This window comes from Corynebacterium segmentosum, from assembly GCF_900637825.1.
Classification (GTDB): Bacteria; Actinomycetota; Actinomycetes; order Mycobacteriales; family Mycobacteriaceae; genus Corynebacterium; species Corynebacterium accolens.
The window spans coordinates 259,270-284,104 of sequence record NZ_LR134408.1 but is presented as its reverse complement, the minus strand read 5'-3'; the positions used below and the strand labels follow the sequence as shown (position 1 = coordinate 284,104).

Here is a 24,835-nt window from a genome sequence, read left to right as displayed (position 1 = left end):
TCCTCAACCTTTTGATTGACCGCAATGGTTCCAAAGACTACCCCGCATGGGCGTGGAACCCGAATCGTCAGCGCAGCTCGTCAGCTAGCTCTTCGTTATCGACTTCCCAGCAGGCGAATTCTTCTCCGTCTACCACTACAACGGGAACGCGGTCACCGAATTCCATCTCGAGCTCGCGGCTGTCTTCCACGTTGCGCACTTCCAGCTGGGCGCCGGCCGCCTGGATAACGGGGGTAATCTGCTCTTTTACCCGTTTACAGGAACCGCAGGTGGGGCGCACCATGAGCTCGACTAGATGCTGGGACATAGGGGCGGGATTCTCCTCATAAGGACGCCGACGGTGGAAACGTTTACTATGGACATATTAGTCCACCCCGCGTTTGCGAAAGCTGTTTATTCCACTCGTGTCCGCTATACCTCCCCCCGGATTCCCCGAATCTCCCCGCGACTTTTTGGCCAATTGGACGGCCTCGCGCGGCAATCTGCGCAACTTTCTAGAAAACCAGGCGCTAGCCCCCTTGGGCGAGGAAGAACAACGCGCCGCAGGTGAGGCGGCCGCTGCCGCCGCCTTAGAGGAATTCGGGCTCGAGCTCGAGGACTTCGCCTCCGGCATCGCCTCCGTCTCCGGCTCTTATGACGCCGCAGGCTCCCCGCGCATCACGGACCAAGATCCGGACGTCCCCGTCGATGTCGGCGCCGCCGCCTTTTTCGACGTGGACAATACCCTCGTTCAGGGTTCCTCCTTGGTGGAATTCGGCTTTGGGCTCGCCCGCCGGCGCTATATCCGCATCTCTGAGATACTCCCGGTTGCCTGGAAGCAGCTCAAATTCCGTCTCTCCGGCGCCGAGAATGCAAAGGACGTCGCCGCCGGCCGCGCGCAGGCCCTAGAGTTTGTCAAAGGCCGCAGCGTGGACGAGCTCATCGATCTCTGTGAGGAAATCGTCGAAGCCTCCCTCGCCCGCCGCGCGTACCCCGGCACCACACAGCTCGCTGAGATGCACCTGGCCGCCGGCCAACAGGTGTGGCTGGTAACCGCTACCCCGGTCCAGCTCGCCCAGGTCTTGGCGCGCCGCTTTGGCTTTACCGGCGCCCTCGGCACCGTCGCGGAGGTAGAAGACGGCAAGTTCACCGGCCGTCTGGTGGGCGATATCCTCCATGGCCCGGGCAAGAGGCACGCCGTGGCCGCCCTCGCTACCATCGAGGGCCTCGATCTGGACCGGTGCACCGCCTACTCCGACTCCGCGAACGATATGCCCATGCTCACCATGGTGGGCACCCCCGTGGCCATCAACCCGGACCGCAAGCTGCGCAATATCGCAGAAGAGCGCGGTTGGATCGTCCGCGACTACCGCTCCATCCGCCGCGCCATCCGCACCTACGGCCTTCCAGCGCTTGTCACAGCCGCCTTCTCCTATGGCAGCTGGCGCTATTTCCGGAAGTAGCAATACAGCCAGCAGTGCCGTCTCACAACGGGCACTCAGCGCATTACTTTCTCAAGCCCCTCGGTGTGGCTATTGCTACCCTATCGCCGCGACGTTGAACACTAGAACAACCACACTAAGAGCAGTCATCCCGAGACAATTTACCCAGAACTCCTTACCTACGAAGTTCGCCTTGATATGAGCGATGATGGCGAAAATAAAGTAACCAAGTACGCCGACTGAGACAGTGGCTGTAATCGACGGGTTATTCAAAACGGCTCCGACGATCAAGCCAAGCGCGGCCAGCGCCTTAATTCCGATAAGCGCCCACCACCAGTCTTGAGGAAAATTGACGCCCCTAAGACAGCGACTAATGAACTTGGGTGGCTTCACAGAAAGCACGGCATCGCCTATCAAAAACGATGGCTAAAAGATACGTACCAAAGACAGCTAAGGACCCCACTCGGGAACCTCCCTTGAATCAGATGCTAAGCACATGAAGCATCGCATGGCCCAACTTTTGTGGGTTGAATTGATTCTACAGCTCAAAACAAGCAAACGTATGTGGAGAGGCGCAGCGGAGTAACGACCGAGAATCCACGCTCGGCCCGAAAACCAGAAATCCTCCGCCGCCGCGTAACAACGCGGTGCGGAGGATTCCTAGGCTATTGGGTTTACTTGCCCAACTTACGACGCTGCACGCGGGTGCGGCGCAGCATCTTGCGGTGCTTCTTCTTGGACATGCGCTTGCGGCGCTTCTTGATGACAGAACCCATAACAGGCGTCCTCACTTTCTTTTAGTACGTACTGTGAACCTGCCGGCGCCTGAAACGACAAAGGTGCACTCTTTGCCACCTTGGCCGCACATATGCGGGCCATCACGGCGTGCCGACACGAATGCGATCCATCTTACCTAGTCCCCAGCGCGTCTCCAAAAGTGGCCCCGGCGGCGACGCGCGGAAACGGCGCGCAGGAATAACCTGCGCGCCACAAAAGGGTGAAGCGCGCCGCAAAAGGGTAATGCGCGGTAAACGGGCGATGCCGACAAAAGGGACAGCGCCCACCACCGCTGACCAAGAGTGGCCAACAGAAGTGGGCGCTGCCTGAAAGGCGCGAGAACCTACGCTCCGTAAACGGATGCCTCGAGGTACTCGTTGACGGCGGACTCGTGAACGCGGAAAGAGCGTCCGACGCGGACTGCCGGCATTTCGCCTGCGTGAACCAAACGGTAGACAGTCATCTTGGAGACGCGCATGATTTCAGCGACCTCCGCGATGGTCAGAAAGGTTCCTTTTTCTTCATTTGCCATAATTATCTAACCCTTCAGCTCGTTACGCGCTGTAGGCTTCCCCTCCCACAGGACTTCACGCACGTGCTTGTCCCAGCCTATCGTGAAACATGTGACTAATGCGACCCAAGTGCCAAATTTTTTTCACAGCAGTTGTTCAGTTCACCGCCAAAAGCGCTGCGTAACAACCGCCTCATGGCTCCCGTACGGCCCCCAAGTGGTGTGAGGCAACTACACCCCCACCACGGGTAACTGGTCGCATTAGGCGGGCTTCTAGCCCAGCTCCTTAGCCTTATCGGAGCATGCCTCGGCGGCGCGGTAGAACGCACCGCGCAGGCCGGACTCTTCCAGCTCGCGCACGGCCGCGGCGGTGGTGCCGCCTGGCGAGGTCACGCCTGCGCGCAGCTGCGTTGCCGAGCGGCCCGAATTGGCCAACATATCGCCCGCGCCAGCAGCCGCCTGGGCGGCGAGCTTTTCGGCGATATCGCGGGGGAGGCCGAGCTGCACGCCGGCATCGACAAGCGCCTCTGCCACGAGGAAGAAGTACGCCGGCGAGGAACCCGCCAGGGCGGTCGCGGCGTCGATATTCTTCTCCGGAATGACCGCAACCTCACCAACGGCCTCGAGCAGCTCCGTCACGCCCTGCATCTGGGCCTCAGTGACGTGCTCGCCGGCGGCGCAGGTGCACATGCCGCGGCGCACCAGCATCGGCGTATTGGGCATAACGCGCACAACCGGCACGCCCTCGCCCGCAGCGGCCTGCAGGGCCTCCAGCGTCAGCCCAGCAGCCATAGAGACCACCACGGCGTCCTTGGCTGGGTTAATCTCGCCCAGCAGGTCCAAGATGGCGTAAGGCTTGACGGACGCGAAGATATAGTCCGCGCCGTCCACCGCCTCGGCGTTATCCGTCGTGACGTTAACGCCATAGTTGCTCTTGAGTTCTTCACCGCGGGAGGCCGTGCGGTTAGTCACCGTGATATCGGAGGCATTAAAGCCCGATTCCACAAGACCCGAGGTCAAAGCCTCACCGATTTGTCCTCCACCTAAAATTGCAATCTTTGTCATAGTCTCCACCATGCCAAAAATAACGACACCCGGCTACCTCCACGAGGGAAGCAGCCGGGTGGTTCTCAGCGGGTGGCTGGTTTAGAGCATGACCAAAAGCAGCGGACCAAAGGTCAATATGAGGCCGGTAATGCCTGCGAGGAACATGGAGAAGCCATCGCGGGCGGTGCGCAGCGCATGCGTGACACCAGCCATGATTGCGGTGACGCAGAGCGCCAGGATGGCCACGACGATGCGCGGGAAGTTATCCCAGAGCACCTCAAAGCCCTTGAAGATGATGATCGCCAAGACGATGCCCACAACCACCATGATGAGGATGGACATGGGATTGAGCTTCTCGTGCTCTTCGGTGATTTCCTCGTCCCGCACCTGGGGCAGCTCGCCGGTATCGTCGGACTTCTTTGCGGCCGCGGCAGGTTTTTGCGCAGGCGCGCCAGCCTTGCCCTTGGTTCCCGCGTCCTTGGCATCCTTGGCTCCCGCTGCGGTCGCAGCAGCGGCAGCGCTAGCTGCGCCTGCCTTTTCCTTGGTGCCGGATTCGGCGCCGTCAGCAGCGTCCTTGCGCTTGTCCTGCGAGGGCTGCGAAGACTGCGACTTGCCGATGCGCTGGATCACCGCAGTGTCATCCGCGGACGGCTGATAAGACTTCTTCTCGGCGTCCTTAGCCGCAGCCTTGTCCTCCGGCTCCGACTGCGCAGGTTTCTTTGCTTCCTGCGCGTTAGTCTTCTGCGCATTAGCCTTCTGCGCGGGGGCAGGCTTGGCCGTCGGCTGCGAGGCAGAACCTGCTGCCGGCTTAGGAGAGGCGGTAGGCCCGCTCGGCTTGCCGTTCTGCTTCGGCGCAGGCGACGCGGTGGGGGTACCAGCGGAAGGCTTCTCAGCAGCCGGCTTAGGGGAAGCGGATTGGGGCTGGGATGGCTTGCTTTGCGCAGGCTTGCCGATGCCCGACTGCCCCACGCCCTGCTTCGAGCCTTCCTGCGTGCCCGCGGCTGGCTTCTCCGCGCTTGGCTTACCTGCAGCGGCCTTGCCCGCTGCAGGCTTGGACTCCGAGGTCTTAGACTCCGCAGCCTTGTTTCCCGCGGACTGCTCGTCCTTGGACTTCGGCGCGCGGATGACAGGGGCGTCATCGTCGATGGAGACGCTGGTGTGCTTCGCCTCAGGCGGGGTGGACTTTACCTTCTTCAGGCTGCCGGTGAGCTCGGCAACGGAGACGCCGCCCTCATCGAGGCTCCGCCGACGGCGGCGAGAGGTCTTCTCGTCCTTATCCGTGCGGTCCTTCTTATTGCGAGCTAGCAGCTCGGCCACGGTCAACTGTTTTTCGTCAGCCATGATCTCTTCCTATTCCAATCCCTTGTCGGTCCGGCGCAAAATAACACCTTCGCGCAGCGCCCATGGGCAGATTTCTAACTTCTCAATTCCCAGAGCTCGCATGCTTGCCTCGGCAACCAAAGCGCCGGCGACGATTTGGTGCGATCGGTTCGAACTTACACCCTCGAGGTCCGCTCTGTCTGCTGCAGTCATGCGCGTGATGAATGAAATCAACTGGCGCAGGCCCGGTGCGGTCAAGGTGCGCTTGACATATGGCCCTGCAGACGAGGGTGCCGCGCCGGTCAGCCGCGATAGGGTGCGGAAGGTTTTCGAGGTGCCCACGGCTAGGCCGGCGGGGCCCATCGCCTTCATCTGCGTGACGGCATCTTCAAGCTCTGCATCGATGAAATCGCGCAGCGCACTGACCTTCTTTTTCTCCGGCGGATCGGTATCGAACCAGTTATGGGTAAGCCGGCCTGCACCCAGATCGAGGGAGAAGGCCAGGTCAGGGTGTTCATCGGTACCGGTGGATAGCTCCAGGGAGCCACCGCCGATGTCCAAGTTGGTGATGCGCCCAGCGGACCAGCCGTACCAACGGCGAGCAGCGAGGAAGGTAAGCTGGGCTTCCTCCACGCCCGAGAGGATCTGCAGGCGCACGCCGGTCTGCTTTTCCACCTCATCGAGCACTGCTTCAGAGTTAGGGGCAGAGCGAACCGCGGAGGTCGCGAAGGCGATAAATTCGGCGCACCCGAGTTTTTCACCCAGCTCACTTGCCTCACCCACGGCAGAAACGAGCTTTTTCAGGCCCTTTTCGTGGATGTTTCCCTTCTTATCCAGCTGCTCTACCAGCCGGAGTGGGGTCTTCCAATCGCTCATCGGAGTAGGCCGTCCCCCCATTGCGGCATCGACCGCAACGAGGTGGACGGTATTACTTCCAACGTCTAATACACCTAATCGCACACTAATAGCGTAGTAGGTCTACCGTGGTTAGGTGTGAATCGCCCAAAATCTGACACCGTTTACCTAGGTTTTCCCGCGAGCTCGCCAGCGGCGGCATCGATTAAAGCCGGGCGCGAAGAGGCCCCAGATTTTCCGCGGGAGTGGTTCGAATTTACCAACCCAAACGACCCTTACCACGTCTTTTCCATCGATCTGACGTGGGTGGAATCGCACTACAGCTGCCAATTTGGCACGTCGGCGTGCAGGGGCATCGATAAGAGCCAGCCCGATGTGGGCTGCTGCGTGCACGGTGCATATATGGCCGATGAACAAGACCGGGACCAGCTTTACGATGCCGTCTCCCGCATGCCCGCGCGCTACTGGCAGCTGCGGCCAGCGGGGGTAGATGAGTTCTTGGCGCAAGAAAATACCGATGAGCTAGAGCCGTGGTTGGAATGGGATGAGCTTGACGGCGAGGACGGCGAACCTGAGCCGGCGCTGAAAACGCCCATCGTGGATGGCGCCTGCATCTTTGCCAACCGCGCCGGCTGGGAAACGGGCACCGGCTGCGCGCTGCACCAATGGGCCGTCGATAGCGGCGAGGAACTGACCGTGGTCAAGCCGGAGGTGTGTTGGCAGCTGCCGCTGCGGCGCTATGAGGATTATGAAGAACGTCCCGATGGCCAGGAGATTTTGCGCACCACCATCGGCGAATATGACCGCCGTGGCTGGGGCAATGGCGGCGAAGACTTTGATTGGTACTGCTCTACCGATAGCGCCTGCCACGCCAATCCGCTGCCGATGTGGCAATCGCACGAGGACGAGCTCGTCGCGCTCATGGGGCGCGAAAGCTACGATATTTTGGCGCAACAATGCCGTGCCCGCGCAGAAGCCGCCGAGCACGGCGTAAAGCTTAGCCAGCACCCAGCCAGTATCAAGGCCGGCTGGTATTAGAGCTCGAATTTATAGCCCAGGCCGCGCACCGTCACCAGGTGCTTCGGGCGGGAGGGGTGCTCCTCAATCTTGGTGCGCAGGCGCTTGATATGCACGTCGAGCGTTTTGGTATCGCCCACATAATCCGCACCCCAGATGCGATCGATGAGCTGGCCGCGGGTCAGCACGCGCCCGGCGTTGCGCAGGAGGTATTCCAGCAGGTCAAACTCCTTGAGCGGCATCGCTACCGGCTCGCCCGCCACGGTGACGATGTGGCGCTCCACATCCATCTTTACGCGGCCGCCGGACAAGATCTGCTCGTCTTCTACCTCGGCGCCCTCCGCGGCGTCGGCGTGGGAGGACTGATCGTTGCCGCGGCGCAGCACGGCGCGGATGCGGGCGATGAGCTCGCGGGAGGAATACGGTTTGGTGACGTAATCGTCCGCGCCCAGCTCTAGGCCCACGACCTTATCGATTTCCGCATCGCGCGCAGTCACCATAATGACCGGCACGGAGGAGGTAGCGCGCAGCTGCTTGCACACGTCGGTGCCGGACATGCCGGGCAGCATGAGGTCAAGCAGCACGATGTCGATGTCATTATCGGCGAATTTCTCCAGCGCGGATGGGCCATCGAGGGCGATAATCGGCTCGAAGCCTTCCTTGCGGAGTAAGAATGCCAGCGGATCGGCCAGCGACTCTTCATCTTCCACGATGAGAATGGTGGTCATTGTGCTTTATCCTTTCGACGTGCTGCTACGCGTGCTACCGCACGCTGGAGCCCAGGAGCCGCCGCATCGACGGAATCCCTGTCTTCATTATCCTGCAAGTCAGCCTCGTGCGCTGGCTTCTCTTCCTTATATATGGGCAACTCGATGGTAAAAGTAGAGCCCGTGCCAGGCCGCGACCACAGCTTGATATTGCCCCCGTGGTTCGCCACCACGTGTTTGACAATTGCTAATCCTAGGCCAGTACCTCCCGTCTGCCGCGACCGGGCTTGGTCAACGCGGAAAAAGCGCTCGAAGACGCGCTTTTGATGCTCCGGCGGGATGCCGATGCCGCGGTCCGTTACCCGGATCAGCACGACGTCATCCCCCACCACCTTCTGTGAGACGGAGACCGGCAATTCCTCCGGCGAATAATTGATCGCGTTGGAAATGAGGTTGGACAGCGCGGTTACCAAGAGGGAGCGATCGCCCATGACCTGCACGTCCTCTGACGGCCCTTGGGTCAACCTGATGGAGCGCGCGTCTGCGGCGAGCTGGTTGCGCGAAATCGCCTCGTCAATGAGGTCGTCCACGAAGAGCGGTTCCATCTCCGGCAGTGCTTCGGCGCCCTGCAGCTTGGACAGGGAAATAAGCTCGCTGACCATATCCGCCATGCGGTTGGCCTCTTTTTGCACCTTGGTGCCGAAGTACTTCACGTGCTCCGGGTCCTCGGGGTCTTGCAGCAGGGCCTCGGCAAGCAACGCGATGCCACCCACCGGGGTCTTCAGCTCGTGGGAGACGTTGGCCACGAAGTCACGGCGCGCGGATTCCATGCGCACGTTTTCGCTCTCATCGGTGCCGTAGATGATGATGAAGCGGCCATCGTTAAGCGTCAGCGGCTTGATGACGGCCTTGACCTGCGTGACGCGGTGCCCGGTGCGGCGCTTGGGGATGGCCAGGTCCACGGTGCGGGTTTCCTTATCCTCAAAGACCTGCTCCGCTGTCTTCCAGATCTCCGGATTGACGGCGCGATCGTGAACCACGGACATCTCGTGCGCCGCGGGGTTGGACAGGATGATTTCCTGGTTCCTATCGAGCACCGTCAGCGCCGTGGGCGAGCCCTGGACCGCGAGGTGAAGGCCTTGGCTCACGGTGGTGACCTGGTTTGCCTGGGCATCGCTGGCGCGCTGGCGGCGTGCCATACGCTCGCGCACCCGGGAAATTAATGGCAGCGTCACCGCGCAGACGAGCACGCCCGCGAGAAAGACAAAAATTAATTCCACGTGATTAAGCCTAATCATTAGAAAGTCCCCAGGGAGCACCTCCCCAGGGACTTATATGCAGTAGCGGGTTACTTGCCACCCTGCGCGGCGACGGCAGCGGCCCCGGCCTCGGCGGCCTCTGGGTCCAGGTAGGTGCCGCCCTCGTTGACCACGGAGCCATCCTCCGCAATCTCGTACACCAGCGGGATGCCGGTCGGGATATTCAGCCCGGCGATGTCATCATCGGAAATACCATCGAGGTGCTTGACCAACGCGCGCAGGGAGTTGCCGTGCGCTGCGATCATGACTGACTCGCCCTTCTTAGCCCGCGGCAGAATCTCTTCCTCGAAGTAGGGCACGAAGCGCTCGACAACGTCCTTCAGGCACTCCGTCTGTGGGACCTTGTCCAAGTCCGCGTAGCGGGGGTCGTTGGCCTGGGAGTACTCGGCGTCATCGGCAAGCTCGGGCGGGCGCGTGTCATAGGAACGGCGCCATGCCATGAACTGGTCCTCGCCGTATTCTTCCTTGGTCTCGGCCTTGTTCAGGCCCTGCAACGCACCGTAGTGACGCTCGTTAAGGCGCCAGTCACGGATGACCGGGATCCAGTGGCGGTCGGCCGCATCCAGCGCGATATTGGCGGTGCGGATGGCGCGGCGCAGCAACGAGGTGTACAACACGTTAGGCAGGATGCCCTCTTGCGCGAGCAGCTCGCCGCCGCGCTTGGCCTCTGCCTCACCCTTTTCTGTCAGATCAACATCGACCCAACCGGTAAATTGGTTGGATTCATTCCAGGTGGATTGGCCGTGGCGAAGAAGAATCAGTTTTCCGTTAGTCATGCCTCCAGCATGCCACGAAACCGCCCGGCGCGTCAGTGAGGCTAGTCTCCCATCGCGCGGCGTTGGTGGCAGTCAGGCACCGGAATCTGCTGGGCTTCGGCATAAATCTCCGTCAGCTCCCGGGCCGTGTTGGTCCAGCTAAAGCGCGTGGCGTGCGCGACGGCGGCCTCACCCATGGCGATGCGCCGGGGGTCATCGTCCAGCAGCTGGGTCAAGGAATCCGCCCACTCCTTCGGATCGTGGGACGGCACCAGCAGCCCGGTCTCACCATCGACGACAGCGATGGACAGCCCACCCACGGCCGCGGCGACGACCGGCGTGCCAGAAGCCTGGGCCTCGAGCGCCACCAGGCCAAAGGATTCGTTGTAGCTGGGCACCGCCACGATATCCGCGGCGCGGTACACCCCCACCAACTCCTCGGGTGGGCGGGGTCCTAAAAAGCGCACGCGCTTGTTGACGCCCAACTCCCGCGCCAATTCCCTATACGCCTCCGGCGACGCATTGGCTCCCGATGGCCCGCCGCAGATGAGCACCCGAAAATCGCGGGTGGGCTCGCGGTGGCACAGCTCGGCGGCGGTGCGGATGAGGACCTCCGGTCCCTTGAATTTTTGCAGTCGCCCTACAAAGGCGATGACCTTGGTGTGCAGCGGTATGCCCAGCTCGCGGCGGGAGCGCTCCGTATTGCGGTCGGTGCCAGGGGTGAAAAGGCCCACGTCGGCCCCCGGTGAGACCACGCGGATGATATCGCGCTCGGCATCGTAGTGCTCGGCCAGATCGCGGGCTTCCTGATCGGTATTGACCACGAGGAGATCGGCATTATCCACCAATTGTTGCTCGCAGATGCGCCGCGCTTCTGATTCCACGGTGTCCTCGGCCGTGCGGTAGGCGTTTTTCACCGCGGCCAAGGTGTGGGCGGTGTGGACCAGCGGGATGCCCCATAGATCGCGCAGCAGCCACCCCACCTGGCCAGAGAGCCAATAGTGGGAATGAATGAGGTCATATTTTTTGCCCTGCCATTTAGCAAATTGCACCACGCCGCCGGAAAAGGCCGCGAGTTGGGTGGGCAAATCTTCTTTTTCTAGCCCCTCAAAGGGGCCTGCCACGATGTTGATCACCCGCAGGTTGGGGGCCACGTCCACGATTTCTTTGTGGCTGGGGCGGGTCGCACGGGTATAGACATCTACCTCTACGCCTAGCTGGGCTAATTGGCAGGCAATATTTAAAACGTAGACGTTCATTCCGCCGGCATCCCCGGAGCCAGGCTGCTCAATGGGGGAGGTATGCATAGAAATCATGGCGATGCGCATGTTGTCCCATCTTAGCGGCGCTATACTGGCCCCTGCCAACAACCTACGCTACCGAAAGGTCACGCATTGTCCGCTTATGAATCAAAGGCATGGCTCCAGTATTACCCGGAGTGGACGCCGCATAGCCTCGACTATGGCACCACCACCCTGTTGGACCTGTATGACAACAACCTCGAGGTCAATGGCGATAAATCAGCCACGTATTTCTTTGGACGCACCCAAAACTATTCCGAGCTGGACCGCCAAGTGCGCGCCGCCGCTGCCGGCCTTAAGGCCTTCGGCGTGCGCCCCGGTGACCGCGTAGCCATCGTTGCCCCCAATAGCCCGCAGTACATCGCGGCCTTTTATGCCATCTTGAAGCTCGGCGCCCAGGTTGTGTTGCACAATCCGCTTTATACCGCCCACGAGCTGGAGGGGCTTTTCCAGGATCACGGCGCGCGCATCGCCATCGCCTGGGACAAGGCCGCCCCCACCCTGGAGAAGCTGCGGGCTACCACCAACCTGGAAACGGTCGTGTCCATCAACATGATCAACGCCATGCCCACCCTGCAGCGCGCCGCGCTGCGCCTGCCGCTTCCCCCTCTTAAGGCCAAGCGCGAGCAGCTTTCCGCCCCAGCGCCGAATACCGTGCCGTGGGAGGCGCTGATTGGCGATGCCATCGGTGGCAACGGCAGCGATATTAAGACGCCAGAGGACATTGATAAGGACACCGTCGCGCTGGTGATGTACACCTCCGGCACGACCGGTGCGCCCAAGGGCGCGATGCTTTCGCACGGCAACCTCGTATCCAACCTGCTGCAGGGCAAGGCATGGGTCCCAGGCTTGGGCGATAAGCCTGAGCGCATGCTCGCCGCCCTACCCTTCTTCCACGCGTACGGCCTGACCATGAACGTCACCTTGGCCCAGCTCATCGGCGGCGAATTGGTCATCCTCCCCGTGCCGCAGATCCCGCTCATCATGCAGTTGATGAAGAAGCACACCCCCACCTGGGTCCCGGGCGTTCCTACCTTGTACGAGCGCATCGTCAAGGCCGCCGAGGAACAAGAGGTTCCCATCAAGGGCGTGCGCGCTGCCTTCTCCGGTGCATCCACCCTGCCTTCTGAGACCGTCAATAAGTGGGAGCACGCCACCGGCGGCCTGCTCGTGGAAGGCTACGGCCTTACCGAGTGCTCGCCGATTATCGTGGGCAACCCCATGAGCACCGACCGCCGCCCCGGCTACGTGGGCATTCCTTTCCCAGATACCGAGGTGCGCATCGCCAATCCCGATAACCTGGATGAAACCCAGCCGGACGGCGTTGAGGGCGAAGTGCTGGCCCGCGGCCCGCAGATTTTCAAGGGCTACCTCAATAACCAGGAAGCCACCGATGCCGCCTTCCACGGCGACTGGTTCCGCACCGGTGATATGGGCATCATGGAAGAAGACGGCTTCATCCGCCTGGTCAGCCGCATCAAGGAAATCATCATTACAGGAGGCTTCAACGTCTACCCAGGCGAGGTCGAAGAAATCCTGCGCGAGCACCCCAGCATCGACGAGGCAGCCGTGGTGGGCCGCCCGCGCGACGATGGCTCCGAGGACGTCGTAGCCTGCCTCGATCTTGCCGATGGCGCCGCGCTCGACCCCGAGGGCCTCAAGGACTACTGCCGCGAGCGCCTGACCCGCTACAAGGTCCCGCGCACCTTCTACCACTTTGAAGAGCTGGCCAAGGACCAGATGGGCAAGATCCGCCGCCGCGAGGTGCAAGCAGACCTCATCAACCGCCTCGAAGCGGAGAAGAACGCCTAAGAACTAGCGTTCACACCACCATGCTGCGCACCATCGACACCCCCATCGGCCCGCTGCTACTCACCGCGGACGCAGACGGGCTGTCCCGCGTTGACTTCGTCGCGATCCAGTTGGGTCGCGACGGAACCAGCAAGGGACACCGCGAAACCAATCAGGTTCGCGGCGAGGTGAGCGGCGAGGTGAATGGGGGCATCGACAAGCGCGGTGCAGACATCTTAGATGCGGCGCAGGAGCAGCTCGCGGAGTATTTCGCCGGGCACCGCCGCGAGTTTGACCTGCCGCTCAATCCGGCACCGACGACGGAATTTCGCGCCCTGATCCATGCGCAGCTAGACACCATCAGTTATGGCGAGGTCTCAAGCTATGGCGAGCTCGCCGCCGCCGTGGGGCGCCCCGCTGCTACCCGGGCGGTCGGTACCGCCTGCGGCGCCAATCCCCTGCCGATTATTCGGCCCTGCCACCGTGTGCTGCGCAGCGATGGAACGCTCGGCGGCTATGCCGGCGGCCTGGATATCAAGCGTTTTTTGCTGACACTCGAAGAAAACTAGAGGATTTCCTCACGTTCTGGGTATACTCGCCCTTTGTAATATTTTTCTTTACCAAACGAAAGGGTAGCGCGTGTCCGCATACGAATCCCGGGCCTGGGTCAAGCACTACAGCGACTGGACCCCCGCCACGCTTGATTACGGCGATAAAACCATCGTTGACTACTACGTCAATAACCTCCGCATCAATGCGAATAAGTCCGCTACCTACTTCTTCGGCAGTACGCAGAGCTACGCGGACCTAGACGCACAGGTGCGCGCCGCTGCTGCGGGGCTTAAGGCCTTTGGCATCCGGCCTGGCGATAGGGTCGCCATCGTCATGCCCAACTGCCCCCAACACGTGGTAGCGTTTTATGCCATCCAGCTGCTCGGGGCCACCGCGGTAGAGCACAACCCTCTCTACACCGCCCACGAGCTCGAGGGGCTTTTCCAGGACCACGGCGCGCGCGTGGTCATCGCCTGGGATAAGACGGCGCAGACGCTGAATAAGCTGCGCGCCACCACCCCGCTAGAGACCATCGTGTCCGTGAACATGATCGATGCGATGCCACCGCTCAAGCGCCTCGCGCTGCGGGTTCCCCTGCCACCGCTGGCCGCCAAGCGCGAGCAGCTAACCGGCGCGGCCCCAAATACCGTGGCCTGGTCCACGCTTATCGGTTCTGCTATCGGCGGCGATGGCAAGGACCTCGAGATTGCCCAGGTTACGCAGGACGATATCGCGCTTATCCTCTACACCTCCGGCACCACCGGAAAACCCAAGGGCGCGCTGCTTTCGCACGGCAATCTCATCGCCAACTGCGTGCAGGGCGAGGCCTGGCTGACGAATATGGATGCCACCGACCAGCGCTTCCTCGCCGCCTTGCCGCTCTTCCACGCCTACGGCATGACCACGCTGTGCGTGCTCAGCATCTATTTCGGCGCCGAGCTCATCTTGGTCCCGTCCCCGCAGATGCCGCTCATCATGGACATCATTAAGAAGCACACCCCCACCTGGCTGCCGGGCGTGCCCACGCTGTACGAGAAGATCATGGACGCCGCCGAGGACAAGGGCGTGGATCTCGCCGGCATCAGCAACGCCTTCTCCGGCGCCGCCACCCTGCCGGTTGACGTGATGGAGCGCTGGGAATCCATGACCGGCGGCCGCCTCGTGGAGGGATTTGGCATGACGGAGACCTCCCCCGTGCTCATTGGCAACCCCATGAACGGCAACCGCCGCCCGGGCTATGTGGGCCTGCCCTTCCCCGATGTTGAGGTGCGCATTGGCAACCCGGATAACCTCGATGAAACCCAGCCAGATGGCGAGCCGGGCGAGATGCTGGCTCGCGGGCCGCAGATCTTCCAGGGCTATTTCAATAACGAAAAGGCCACCGCGGAGTCCTTCCACAACGGCTGGTTCCGCACCGGCGATATGGCCATCATGGATGAGGATGGCTGGGTCCGGCTGGTCAGCCGCATCAAGGAAATCATCATCACCGGCGGCTTTAACGTCTACCCAGCCGAGGTCGAAGAAGTGGTGCGCAAGCACCCAGACGTCAAGGAGGTCGCCGTGGTGGGTCGCCCGCGCAAGGATGGCTCCGAGGACGTCGTCGCCTGTGTCATCCTGCGCGATGGCGCAGTCCTGGACCCAGACGGCCTCAAGTCCTTCTGCCGTGAGCGCTTGACCCGTTACAAGGTCCCCCGCACGTTCTACCACTTTGAGGAGCTGGCTTCGGACCAGCTGGGCAAGATCCGCCGACGCATGGTGCAACAGGATCTGCTCGATCTCCTCTCACAGAAGGCTTAGTATTAACCACCATGTCAGACCTCGAATACGACGCCACGCTGACGGATTTCCTCGCCACCGCCGTAGCCAACTTCCCCCACCGTCCCGCCACCTTTTTCGGCGGCGAGACCCTGAGCTACGCGGAGCTGGATACCCGCATCGCCGCTGCCGCCGGCGCCCTGCGGGAGATGGGAATCCGCCCCGGTGACCGGGTAGCGCTGGTCTTGCCCAACTCCCCGCAGCACCTCATTGCCTTTTTCGCGGTGCTGCGCCTGGGCGCGGTCGTAGTCGAACATAACCCTCAGTACACCGCCCACGAGCTGGCCCCGCTCTTTGCCCACCACGGCGCCCGCATCGCCTTGGTGTGGGATCAGGTTGCCGCCGTGGTCGATGGCCTGGCCAGCACGGTGATCCCCGTGTCTTTGGAGGCGCCCCTTCCCCTCTCCGGCACCCCAGTTCCCCACCGCCAGGCCGCGCTTGCCGATGCCGCCCTTATCCTCTACACCTCCGGCACCACCGGCCAGCCCAAGGGCGTGGTGCTCACGCACGGCAACCTGGCCGCGAACTGCATCCAATTGGAAGCCCAAGCCGATCTGCGCCCGGGCCACGAGCGCTTCCTTGCCACGCTGCCGATGTTCCACTCTTACGGATTGACCATGAGCGTCTTGCTCGCCGTGCGCTGCGCCGCCGAGATCATCCTGCTGCCCGCCCCGCGCCCCGCGGCCGTGGTCGGCGCCTTGGCACAGCGCCGGCCGACCTGGATGCCGGGTGTGCCCACCATTTATGAGCGAGCCATGCACGAGTTGGCTGCTGAATCGGGTGCCGAATCTGGCGCAGAACCAAGCGCTGCACCGGCAACAGGAGCGACCACCGAAGCAGCCGTGGACCTGGGCGGAGTGCGCTACGCCATTTCCGGGGCTGCATCGCTGCCCGCGCGCATCATCGAGCCCTGGCAAGACCGCACCGGCGGCATGCTCGTCGAGGGCTACGGGCTCACGGAGGCCTCCCCCGTGCTGACCATTAACCCGCTTGGTGAGGGGCGGCGCGTGGGGACCATCGGCAAGCCGCTTGCTGATACCGAATTGCGCATCGGGGATCCCGCCGACCTTGACCGCAGCCAACCCGATGGCACGCCCGGTGAGATTCTTGCCCGCGGGCCCCAGGTTTTTGCGGGTTACCTCGATAATCCCGCCGCCACGCGGGAGGCATTCCACGGCGATTGGCTGCGCACCGGCGATATGGGCGTGCGCGAGGCCGATGGCCATTTCCGGCTGGTCGGCCGAATTAAAGAGGTCATCATCACCGGCGGGTTTAACGTCTTTCCCAGCGAGGTGGAACATGCATTGTTGAGCCACCCCGCGGTGGGCCAAGCAGCGGTGGCAGGCGTCCCGCGCGCCGATGGTTCAGAGGACGTCGCCGCCTGCCTGGTGCTCCACCCCGGCGCCACCTTCGACGCGGAAGCGTTGCGCGAGCACTGCCGCGGCCTTTTGGCCCGCTATAAGGTCCCGCGCCATTTCGTAGTGCACGAAGAATTGCCCACCGATCAGCTGGGCAAGCTGCGCCGCCGCCAGGTGCAGGACATCTTGGTGGCAGCAGTGTCCTCACACTAATCCTCAGCAGCGGTGGATTCCCGGCGCGGGCTACGTCCCGGTGCGGGGCTATTCCTCGCCGCGGGCGGCATCGGCAAAGATGCGCCCCGAGCGCTCTTCTAGTTTCTTCTTCGCGCGCACCTGCTGCTGCGCCGCGAATTCGGAACGCGGCGGGGCTTGAATATAGCGCTCAGCGTGTAATCCAAGCTGCAGCTCCTTGGCACGCAGGACCTCCGCATCGATCTTGATGCCCAAAATCAGCATCGTATTGGACAGCCAGACGGTCATAAATACCGCCATGACCGTTCCGAATGCCCCGTAAATGCTCACCCCGGCCAGGTACTTGATGTAGAGGGAAAATGCGCCCCACACCACCAGGTTCGTCACTAGCGCTACCACCGAACCCAAGGTGAGCCAGCGGAAGCGGCTGGGCCGAACGTTGGGTGCAAAGTGGTACCACACGGCAATGAGTGCCAGCGCCACCACGACCGTTATAGGGAAGCGCAGCCAATTCCACACCGGCATAAAAATGCCACCGAAAAAGTCCACGGTTCCATGCAGCCCTAGGCGGAGTGCTACGGGCTCGATGACGCTGTCCACGACGGTATCGCGCAATAAATTGGCACACAGGACCACCACCGCGCCGATGACGAGGACCACGGTAATGGCCCACATCAACGCCCATGTGCGGATAGTGCCGCGTCCCTCCACCCGGCCGTAAACAGTATTGGCGGTGCGCGAGAAGGCACGCACATACGCCGAGGCGGCGAAGAGTGAAATCAGGACGGAGACCACCAGTGCAAACGTGCCCTCCCGCGTGGAACCGATAATGGAGCTGACAATGGTGCCGGCCTCCTCCGCCATGGAACGGGGCACGTACGTATCGATAAACTGCGCGGTCAATGCCTCCACTTCGCCCCGGCGCGAGGAAAAGACCAGCGTGGCAATGGAATACGCCGCTAGGACAGTGGGCGCGAAGGCCATGAGGGTGAAGTAGGTCATCGCCGCGGCGCGGTCCATTAAGGCATCGTGGAAGAAATCAGCCCACACGCGTCGCATTACCAGACCCCAGCTGTCCTTGCGCAGGCGATTGCCGCGCGCCCACGGATCGGCATCGGCGGCTGGGCTTTCCACGGTGACCAGGGTGGTAACGGTGCTTGGCACGATCTTTTGCTGTTGGGCAGTCTGCTTCCGGGCTTGCTTGCTGCCGGTTGCGGGGGCATCGTCCAAGGCACTCATAGTTACGCAGCGTATGCGGCCTAAGAATCTATTCTGTGAAGTGACACTCGCAGCGATTAGGCTGGGGAGTATGACTGAACAGAACGAACAGAAGATTAACGTCAAGTCCTTCGAGCTCGACCACCGCCTCGTCAGCGCGCCTTATATCCGGGTGGCTGACCGCACCGATTTGGGCGGCGGCGTGGAAATTATCAAGTATGACCTGCGCTTCTGCCAGCCCAATAAGGAGCACTTGGACACGGAGGCGCTGCACTCCGTGGAGCACATGATGGCCAACTTTATGCGCAACTACACCGATAAGCTCATCGGCTTTGCTCCCATGGGCTGCCGCACCGGCTTCTACGCCATCACCAACGGCATGGAGCAGGATGAATTGCTGCGCGCCGTTGAGGGTGCGCTGAACGATATCCTTACCGCCACCGAGGTTCCCGCCGCCAACGAAGAGCAGTGCGGTTGGGGCGCGCACCACAGCTTGAAGGGCGCGCAGGATGCGGCCCGCAAGTTCCTGGACGCCAAGCCGGAGTGGCTCGAGGTCATGGCTGCCTAAGATGCGCCGGCCGTAGCGCAGAGCATTGCGCTGGGGCGGCTTTTGAGCCGCCCGCGCTGCCCGCAAGCAACGATTACGTCCAAAACAACCGCGTTTCGCCAAAAATGAGGGCGAGTTTTAGAAGAACGCGGTTGTTTTGGACGTTTTTATGTGCGCGCAGGCCTAAAACCCGGCGCGAACTTAGTGGCCGATGCCCCGTCGCGCCGAAAGGCGCGGCCTAGTCCTCGTCCATGGATAGGCCCAGCCACACGGGCTCGGACACGAGCTCGACGCCGAAGGCCTCGCGCACGCCATCGCGGATGGTGCGGGCCAGGGCGACGATATCGGCGGCGGTCGCGTTTCCGCGATTGGTCAGCGCCAGGGTGTGCTTGGTAGATAGCGTTGCCGGGCCGGAGCCGGGGTAGCCCTTTGTGAAGCCGGCGTTATCGATAAGCCAGGCGGCCGAGAGCTTCTCGTGCGGGGAGGTATCGCCCTGTGCGGCGGCGGGGTGGCGGGGCATGCGGTCGGCGGGGGCATCGCCAAGCGTGGCGCGTACCTTGTCCTGGATGGCGTCGGCGACGCTGGATTCGACCACGGGATTGGTGAAGAAGGAGCCGGCGGACCAGGTGTCGTGGTCGGCGGCATCGAGCACCATGCCCTTGCCGCGGCGCAGGGCGAGGACCTCCTCGCGGACTTGGGCGACGGGGCGGCGCTCGCCGGGGTTATCGGTAAGCTGCCCAAAGCGCAGGGGGCGAGAGAGCCCATCCGTGGTTAATTGCACTTCGACCTCGAGCACGACCGCGCGGCCGGTGAATTTCAGGTTGGAGTAGCGGTAGGCCAGATCGAGATCGGAGACGGGAACCCACTCATCGGCATCGGTGCGCAGGTTATACAAGCGCACGCGGGTCAGGACCTCAGAAATCTCGGCGCCATAGGCACCCACGTTTTGCACGGGCACCGCGCCCACCGTGCCAGGGATGCCGGACAGGCACTCGATGCCGCCCAGGGACAGCGCGACGGATTCCGCCACAACCTCGTCCCATACCGCGCCGGCTTGGGCGCGCACGAGGCCAGTTTCGGTATCCATGTCCACCGCGGCAAAGTCCAGGACAACGGCGACCACGTCTACCTCGCCATCAGAAACCAGCAGGTTGGAACCGCCGCCGACCACGATGAAAGGAACTTTTTCTTTCGCGAGGTACCGCAGTGCCGCAACCGCTGCTTCAGGCCGCGAACAACGCAACGTGACCTGTGGCTTTCCCCCCACGCGCAAGGTGGTGAGATCGGCAAAGCTCGCCGTGGGATCCACGTCTACGCCGTCGATTGCTGTGAGTTGTTGCGTCAAAAATTTATCAAGCACGTATACCAAGGTAGTCTGTTAAGCATGTCAACTCGTAGTGAAAACACCGTAACCATCAATCAGCCTATCGACATGGTTCACAAGGCGCTGCTTACCCAGGGATACTGGGAGTACATCGTGGAAAATCTTTCCCCGGAGGCAGGCCAGGTTCACGATTTCTCCGATAACGTAGCAACTCTCTACGAGGTCCTGCCGACCAACCTCTTGCCAGAGGCTGTGCGTGCCATGGTCTCGCAGGACCTCAAGGTCAAGCGCGTGGTCACCGTGGGCGAGCTCAACGGCCAGGCCGCTGACGTCAATTACACCGCTGACGTCAAGGGCACCCCGGTGGACTTCAAGGGCGAGATTTCCCTGGCCGGCGAGGGCGAGATGACCAAGCTGACCTACACCAACGAGATCTCCGTCAAGATCCCGATGATGGGTGCAGCCATCGAGCCGAAGGTGGGCGAATCCCTGGCAGAGCTCTTTGATAACGAGGGCAAGCTGACCGAACAGTGGATTTCTGAAAACTCCTAAGGCATCCCCAGCCTTAGCATCCACCGATTCCCATGGCCTACCACGCTCATAACCTGCGCGCCAGCGCAGCAGCGGGTCGGCCTTTTGGCGTTATTACCCGCGGCACCACCAACTACAACCGGCTCAGGCGCTGCGATAGGTGGATGATGGCGCACCCGGAAATCTCGGCCCTGCTGCGCCACGTGCGCACCCCGCTCGCGCTCGACGTGGGCTATGGCGCCTCCCATACCACCACCGTGGAGTGGGCGCGGTGGCTGCGCCGCATCAATCCCCGCGTGGATGTGCGCGGGCTAGAAATCCACCCGGACAGGGTGCTGCCGCCGCGCGATGGCGTGAGCTTTGAGCTGGGCGGATTTGAGCTGGCGGGCTACCGGCCGCAGGTGGTGCGCGCCTTTAATGTGCTGCGCCAATACGATGTGGATCAGGTTGCGGAGGCCTGGCAGACGGTGTGCTCGCGCTTGGCACCTGGCGGGTTCTTTGTGGAGGGCACCTGCGATGAGCTGGGGCGACGCGCGGCGTGGGTCCTGCTCGATCAGCATGGGCCGAAGACGCTGACGCTCGCGTGGGATCCCTTCGACGTGGCCCGCCCCTCCGATGTGGCCGAGCGCCTGCCCAAGGTGCTCATCCACCGCAACGTGCCCGGCGAGCCCATCCACGAGCTCCTGCAGGCCGCCGATAGGGCTTGGGATCGCGCCGCCGGGTGGGCCCCGCACGGCCCGCGGGTGCGGTGGCGCATGGCGCAGGCCCTGCTTGCCGATGCCCCCTTCAACCTCCACCCTCCCCGCCGCCGGCTGCGCGATAATACGCTCACTGTGAGCTGGGAGAGCATCGCGCCCCGCTAATATCCAGCACACATTGCCACCGGCCGCCTCATGCGCCACACTGGTAGTCATGGCTGCAAAGAAATCGGGCGGATCGCTCGCTTGGAAAATTGTCGTAGGCGTCCTCGTAGCGCTGCTTGTTTTAATCCTCATCGCCGAGTTTGGCCTGCGCTGGTTCATTGGTAATCAGATGACCGAGGAGTTTAAAAATAGCGCCAAAGAAGAAGGCATCGAGGTCACGGAGGATCCCTCGGTAAGCTTTGGCGGCAGCCCCCTCCTCTTTGGGCTTATGCGCGGCTCGATTTCCCAGATGGATATGACCACGCCCTCGACCCTGCAGATCGAAGGATCTCAGATCAAGGGCCAACCCGCCTCTGAAATCCACGTGGAAGACATGTCCACGGATGCAGATAACCCCGTGGCCGGCTTCCTCCGCGCCACCACCACCGTTCCGGATGATTACCTGCTGGCGAGCTTCCAGAAGGGAATCTCGGACCAATCCGGCAGCGAAACCATTGGGAATATGGTGGTCACTGAAATCACCGCGAATGACCAAAGCGACGAGCTGGAAGTGAAATTCGGCGGCGGCTTGGCCAGCCTTTCGCTCAAGCCCACCGCCCGTGACGGCAAGCTGGAGATCAATGCCACCGAGGCCGCCATCTTTGGCCTCTCCCTGCCAGAGCAAGCCACTAGTGCCATTTCTGATGCCCTACAAGACGGCATGTCTGAACAGCTCGTTGCCAATGACATGCAGGTCGAATCCGTGGACGTGGGCGATGGCAAGCTCACGCTGACTATTACCGGCACAGATGTCCCGATGAACGATATGGACCACTTCTCAGGCGAAAGCGGTGAGCAGAAGAAGGCCGCCTAAAGGGCACCGGCCTAAGGCGGTGCCGACCTAGAGTGGTGCCGGCCTAGGGCGGAGCCGATCTAGGCGGTGGGGAATTCTACAACGGGCAGCGAGTTGGAAGACTCGCTGCCTTTTTCTATGACGATCTTGTGAAAACCGGCCTGGGCGGCAGCGGTTTCCGCGAGGGACCGCGCCGGTTCTGTCTCCGGCAGGATGAGGCCCACGCGGGCCGGGTCTGGGCAGGCCTCGCGGATGGCGACGAGCTCGGAGAGGATGGGGGTGGCATCGGCAAGCGTGGCGTCCACGCTGACCCACACCTCGTCCGCGCCGGACTGGATGGCCAGGCGGGCCTCAGAGGCCTTGATGAGCGTGTGGTGCCGGCCGGTGGGATAGCCCGCCACGGCGGTAATGCCCGCCGGCTCTGCTGCAGCCGCCACCGTCACGTGGTGCGGCGAGACCAGCACATGCTGCCCGGCGGACTGCTCCCTGACTTCGGCGGCGGAAGCGTGCAGGAGATTTTTCATGCTTAGTAGCTGTAGTCGCCGTTGATGATGGCCTTGAGCTGCGGGCGCACGTCAAACCAGTAGATGCCGGTGATGACCGTGCCAATCCACGCCAAAAATTGCAGGCCGGTAGCCATCGCCACCGCCGAGCCCGCAAGCAGGCCTACCCATACCCATTTACCTTTGCGGTCGCCGGCCCGAAACGCATCCTCGCGCGTCGATGCCGCGAGTACGGCCCCGATGATGGCGGTAATGGTCAGGACCTGGAAGAAGTAGATGGGAAACTTATAGGCAATGTCAAGTAAGAGGTACATGCAGATTAATTCGTGGGTTCGTCGGTATCGATAACTTCGCCATCGATAATATTATCGTCCTTGTCCGCAGCAGCGGAATTACCGTTCTTGGGCGCGTTCTTCTTCTCGTTCACGCGCTCCTGGGCATAGTCATACGCGTCCTTCACGCCCTCGCGGGTTTCCTGGTACGCATCCGCGAACTTGTCCTTCGCCTCAGAGAAAGCCTCCGAGTCGCGGGTTTCCTCCGCAGCCTTCTTGATGGACGCACCCCACTGCTTGGCGGTGGTGGTGGCCTTATCCAGCATGCCGTCGTTCTCGCCCTGTGGGCCCTGCGCACCTGCGCCCTGCGCGCCCTGGTTCTCGCGCTCTTCCTGCAGGCGGCCGCCGAAATCCTTGGCGGTATTCAGCGCGGACGCGCCAGCTTCCTTCAGGGAATCAAAAAGCTTCTTCTTCTCAGTCATGAAATCCTCCGTGTGATGAATTATTCCGGCGCATTAGGCGCCGAAAATGAGATGATTAACAGCATATATGGCCAAGCCTGCCAGGGAGCCGACGATAGTGCCGTTAAGGCGAATAAATTGCAGATCCTTGCCCACCATCAGCTCGATATTTTGCGAGGCCTCCTGCGCATCCCAGCGCTTAATGGTCTCCGGGATGATCGCGATGATTTCCGGGGCGAACTTCTCCACCGCGTAGCGCGCGGCCTTGTCCACGAGGTCATTAGCTTGGGCTAGGAACTCGGAATCCTCAAGCAAACGGTGCGCCAATTCCTTCACCTTGGCCGTCATCTTCTGCCGCAGGAAGGATTCCGGGTCATTGAACTGATCAATTAGCGTAGTGGAAATCGTGCGCCACATCGCTGCCGGCGCCTGCTGCACCTGATCAGAGGCGAGCATCTCCTGTTTGATGCCCTCGATGCGCTCGCGCATATCCGCATCCCACTGCAAGTCCGCAGCCAGCTTGGACAAGTTGCGGCGAATGGCCAGGCGGGCCTCGTGGTTACCATCGCGGCGAACCTCATCAGCGAACTGGACGAGCTCGCTATAGACCTTGTCCCCCACCATCTCGCGGGCAAAGCGCGGCGCCCACCCAGGCATGCGCTCATCGATGGCCGTGACTACGGTCGATTCCATCCCAAGGATCTTGCCGTGTGCCCAGTCAATGAGGTCATCCTCCAGTGGGCGCGCCTTGCCGTCCGCGATATAGCCCTCCAGCAACCGACCCAACGGCGGCCCCCACTCGGGCTCCGCCAGGCGGTCCACGACCTGAGTGCGGATGAACTGCTCTGCCTCAGCCGGGTTAAGGTCCTCCACGACGCTGGCGGCACGCTTACCAATCCATTCGGAGACTTCTTCCGCCTTGCCGGGTTCTGCCCCCTGGTGCGCCAGCCACAGCGGCAGCTCGGCATCTCGCACCTTGGCACTCAGTGCATCCGCGGTAAGGAAGTTCTCCTCCACGAAGTCCTTCAGCGCATCGCCCACGCGGTCCTTATTATTCGGAATCAGCGCGGTGTGCGGAATAGGCAGCCCCATCGGCCGGCGGAATAGCGCGGTCACCGCAAACCAGTCCGCCAGGCCACCGACCATGCCAGCCTCTGCTGCCGCACGCACGTAGCCAACCCACACCGGCGCGCCGCCTTCCGATGCCTGCCACCACGAGCACCCCAAAAAGATCACCGCCGCCAGCAGAAGGAGCGACAGCGCAATCGCCTTCCACCTCCGCAGGTCCGCCCGACGGGCCTCCTGGTTACCGGCCTGCGGCACACCGGTGCCTGATGATGCCGGCTCCCTAGCCGTATCGAGCGCTGCGTCCGAGCGGTGCGTCATGTGTTCTCCTTGAGGATTGTGAAGGTGCATTCGAGCTTCGGTCTATAACACTAGTGGGCATTGCAAAGGCGCAAGAAAGCTGGCTTGGCTAAAATCGATCTTTAGCTTTATAAACCACTGAAATGCACTTCCCAGTGGCGTAGATCGACGAAGGACGATT

At 62.0% G+C, this 24,835-nt stretch carries 27 protein-coding genes; 10 read left to right on the top strand and 17 right to left on the bottom strand.

Going from position 1 to position 24,835, the window contains the following annotated elements; all coding sequences use genetic code 11:
• Positions 1–67: 67 nt before the first annotated feature.
• On the bottom strand, positions 68–307 hold the full coding sequence (locus EL217_RS01420) for a glutaredoxin family protein (protein WP_126318177.1): 240 nt from the start codon (positions 305–307) through the stop codon (positions 68–70).
• Between the two features lie 97 nt (positions 308–404).
• Here EL217_RS01420 and EL217_RS01415 point away from each other — a divergent pair, with 97 nt between their 5' ends.
• On the top strand, positions 405–1,442 hold the full coding sequence (locus EL217_RS01415; RefSeq protein ID WP_172596696.1) for an HAD family hydrolase: 1,038 nt from the start codon (positions 405–407) through the stop codon (positions 1,440–1,442).
• Between the two features lie 75 nt (positions 1,443–1,517).
• Here the strand turns inward: EL217_RS01415 and EL217_RS01410 are convergent, their stop codons facing one another.
• The 6 genes from EL217_RS01410 to EL217_RS01385 form a co-directional block, all read right to left on the bottom strand.
• A complete protein-coding gene (locus EL217_RS01410; RefSeq protein ID WP_420026254.1) occupies positions 1,518–1,823 on the bottom strand; it encodes a DoxX family protein in 306 nt (101 codons plus the stop codon).
• Positions 1,824–2,095: 272 nt separating this feature from the next.
• Positions 2,096–2,197: a 30S ribosomal protein bS22 gene (locus EL217_RS01405; RefSeq protein ID WP_003855542.1), complete on the bottom strand. Its 102-nt coding sequence runs from the start codon at positions 2,195–2,197 to the stop codon at positions 2,096–2,098.
• Positions 2,198–2,541: 344 nt separating this feature from the next.
• Positions 2,542–2,730 (bottom strand): helix-turn-helix domain-containing protein, encoded by a 189-nt coding sequence (locus EL217_RS01400; protein WP_005276651.1) that lies wholly within the window; start codon positions 2,728–2,730, stop codon positions 2,542–2,544.
• Between the two features lie 252 nt (positions 2,731–2,982).
• Entirely contained in the window at positions 2,983–3,774 is a 792-nt protein-coding gene (gene proC, locus EL217_RS01395) for a pyrroline-5-carboxylate reductase (protein WP_023016649.1), read from the bottom strand.
• An 81-nt stretch (positions 3,775–3,855) separates the two neighbouring features.
• The gene (locus EL217_RS01390; protein WP_126318173.1) at positions 3,856–5,097 is read right to left on the bottom strand and encodes a tripartite tricarboxylate transporter TctB family protein; all 1,242 of its coding nucleotides are present in this window, start codon (positions 5,095–5,097) and stop codon (positions 3,856–3,858) included.
• A 9-nt stretch (positions 5,098–5,106) separates the two neighbouring features.
• Complete coding sequence (locus EL217_RS01385) at positions 5,107–6,036, bottom strand: Ppx/GppA phosphatase family protein (RefSeq protein ID WP_172596695.1); 930 nt, start codon at positions 6,034–6,036, stop codon at positions 5,107–5,109.
• A 33-nt stretch (positions 6,037–6,069) separates the two neighbouring features.
• On the opposite strand from EL217_RS01385, the gene EL217_RS01380 reads away from it, so the two are divergent.
• Positions 6,070–6,969 carry a hypothetical protein gene (locus EL217_RS01380; RefSeq protein WP_126318171.1) on the top strand — a complete coding sequence of 300 codons (900 nt, stop codon included), beginning with the start codon at positions 6,070–6,072 and terminating at the stop codon, positions 6,967–6,969.
• Here the strand turns inward: EL217_RS01380 and EL217_RS01375 are convergent.
• The 4 genes from EL217_RS01375 to mshA all read right to left on the bottom strand — a co-directional run bounded on the left by EL217_RS01375 (position 6,966) and on the right by mshA (position 11,057).
• Positions 6,966–7,676, bottom strand: coding sequence for a response regulator transcription factor (locus tag EL217_RS01375; RefSeq protein WP_126318169.1), 711 nt, complete (start codon positions 7,674–7,676; stop codon positions 6,966–6,968). The genes EL217_RS01380 and EL217_RS01375 overlap by 4 nt on opposite strands.
• A complete protein-coding gene (locus EL217_RS01370) occupies positions 7,673–8,935 on the bottom strand; it encodes a sensor histidine kinase (protein ID WP_420026253.1) in 1,263 nt (420 codons plus the stop codon). The genes EL217_RS01375 and EL217_RS01370 overlap by 4 nt, the downstream gene beginning before the upstream one ends.
• Positions 8,936–9,003: 68 nt before the next feature.
• Positions 9,004–9,750: a phosphoglyceromutase gene (locus tag EL217_RS01365; protein ID WP_005276632.1), complete on the bottom strand. Its 747-nt coding sequence runs from the start codon at positions 9,748–9,750 to the stop codon at positions 9,004–9,006.
• 41 nt (positions 9,751–9,791) lie between these two features.
• Positions 9,792–11,057, bottom strand: coding sequence for a D-inositol-3-phosphate glycosyltransferase (gene mshA / locus EL217_RS01360; RefSeq protein ID WP_126318166.1), 1,266 nt, complete (start codon positions 11,055–11,057; stop codon positions 9,792–9,794).
• A gap of 66 nt (positions 11,058–11,123) precedes the next feature.
• On the opposite strand from mshA, the gene EL217_RS01355 reads away from it, so the two are divergent.
• The 4 genes from EL217_RS01355 to EL217_RS01340 all read left to right on the top strand — a co-directional run bounded on the left by EL217_RS01355 (position 11,124) and on the right by EL217_RS01340 (position 16,759).
• The gene (locus EL217_RS01355; RefSeq protein WP_126318164.1) at positions 11,124–12,842 is read left to right on the top strand and encodes a long-chain-fatty-acid--CoA ligase; all 1,719 of its coding nucleotides are present in this window, start codon (positions 11,124–11,126) and stop codon (positions 12,840–12,842) included.
• Between the two features lie 20 nt (positions 12,843–12,862).
• Positions 12,863–13,390, top strand: a complete 528-nt coding sequence (locus EL217_RS01350; protein WP_126318162.1) for a methylated-DNA--[protein]-cysteine S-methyltransferase — start codon at positions 12,863–12,865, stop codon at positions 13,388–13,390.
• Between the two features lie 70 nt (positions 13,391–13,460).
• Positions 13,461–15,170: a long-chain-fatty-acid--CoA ligase gene (locus tag EL217_RS01345; RefSeq protein ID WP_126318160.1), complete on the top strand. Its 1,710-nt coding sequence runs from the start codon at positions 13,461–13,463 to the stop codon at positions 15,168–15,170.
• Between the two features lie 11 nt (positions 15,171–15,181).
• Positions 15,182–16,759, top strand: a complete 1,578-nt coding sequence (locus tag EL217_RS01340) for an AMP-binding protein (protein WP_126318158.1) — start codon at positions 15,182–15,184, stop codon at positions 16,757–16,759.
• Positions 16,760–16,807: 48 nt separating this feature from the next.
• On the opposite strand, the gene EL217_RS01335 is transcribed toward EL217_RS01340, so the two are convergent.
• A complete protein-coding gene (locus EL217_RS01335; protein ID WP_126318156.1) occupies positions 16,808–17,977 on the bottom strand; it encodes a YihY/virulence factor BrkB family protein in 1,170 nt (389 codons plus the stop codon).
• 70 nt (positions 17,978–18,047) lie between these two features.
• Here EL217_RS01335 and EL217_RS01330 point away from each other — a divergent pair, with 70 nt between their 5' ends.
• Positions 18,048–18,524, top strand: a complete 477-nt coding sequence (locus EL217_RS01330; protein WP_126318154.1) for an S-ribosylhomocysteine lyase — start codon at positions 18,048–18,050, stop codon at positions 18,522–18,524.
• Positions 18,525–18,741: 217 nt separating this feature from the next.
• Here EL217_RS01330 and EL217_RS01325 read toward each other — a convergent pair whose 3' ends face one another.
• Positions 18,742–19,863 carry a UDP-N-acetylmuramate dehydrogenase gene (locus tag EL217_RS01325; protein ID WP_126318152.1) on the bottom strand — a complete coding sequence of 374 codons (1,122 nt, stop codon included), beginning with the start codon at positions 19,861–19,863 and terminating at the stop codon, positions 18,742–18,744.
• Between the two features lie 24 nt (positions 19,864–19,887).
• Between EL217_RS01325 and EL217_RS01320 the strand changes: the two genes are divergently transcribed.
• From EL217_RS01320 to EL217_RS01310, 3 genes are read left to right on the top strand one after another with little or no spacing between them, the layout of a single operon-like run.
• Positions 19,888–20,379 (top strand): DUF2505 domain-containing protein, encoded by a 492-nt coding sequence (locus EL217_RS01320; protein ID WP_005276611.1) that lies wholly within the window; start codon positions 19,888–19,890, stop codon positions 20,377–20,379.
• A gap of 32 nt (positions 20,380–20,411) precedes the next feature.
• Entirely contained in the window at positions 20,412–21,221 is an 810-nt protein-coding gene (locus tag EL217_RS01315; protein WP_126318150.1) for a class I SAM-dependent methyltransferase, read from the top strand.
• A gap of 49 nt (positions 21,222–21,270) precedes the next feature.
• Positions 21,271–22,074 carry a DUF2993 domain-containing protein gene (locus EL217_RS01310; protein ID WP_126318148.1) on the top strand — a complete coding sequence of 268 codons (804 nt, stop codon included), beginning with the start codon at positions 21,271–21,273 and terminating at the stop codon, positions 22,072–22,074.
• Positions 22,075–22,133: 59 nt separating this feature from the next.
• On the opposite strand, the gene EL217_RS01305 is transcribed toward EL217_RS01310, so the two are convergent.
• The 4 genes from EL217_RS01305 to EL217_RS01290 are packed head-to-tail and all read right to left on the bottom strand — an operon-like array spanning position 22,134 to position 24,675.
• Positions 22,134–22,577, bottom strand: a complete 444-nt coding sequence (locus tag EL217_RS01305; RefSeq protein WP_126318146.1) for a deoxyribose-phosphate aldolase — start codon at positions 22,575–22,577, stop codon at positions 22,134–22,136.
• Between the two features lie 2 nt (positions 22,578–22,579).
• Positions 22,580–22,870, bottom strand: coding sequence for a DUF2516 family protein (locus EL217_RS01300; protein WP_005280977.1), 291 nt, complete (start codon positions 22,868–22,870; stop codon positions 22,580–22,582).
• Between the two features lie 5 nt (positions 22,871–22,875).
• Positions 22,876–23,310: a CGLAU_01105 family protein gene (locus EL217_RS01295; RefSeq protein ID WP_126318144.1), complete on the bottom strand. Its 435-nt coding sequence runs from the start codon at positions 23,308–23,310 to the stop codon at positions 22,876–22,878.
• Positions 23,311–23,343: 33 nt separating this feature from the next.
• A complete protein-coding gene (locus EL217_RS01290; protein ID WP_126318143.1) occupies positions 23,344–24,675 on the bottom strand; it encodes a DUF445 domain-containing protein in 1,332 nt (443 codons plus the stop codon).
• Positions 24,676–24,835: the final 160 nt, after the last annotated feature.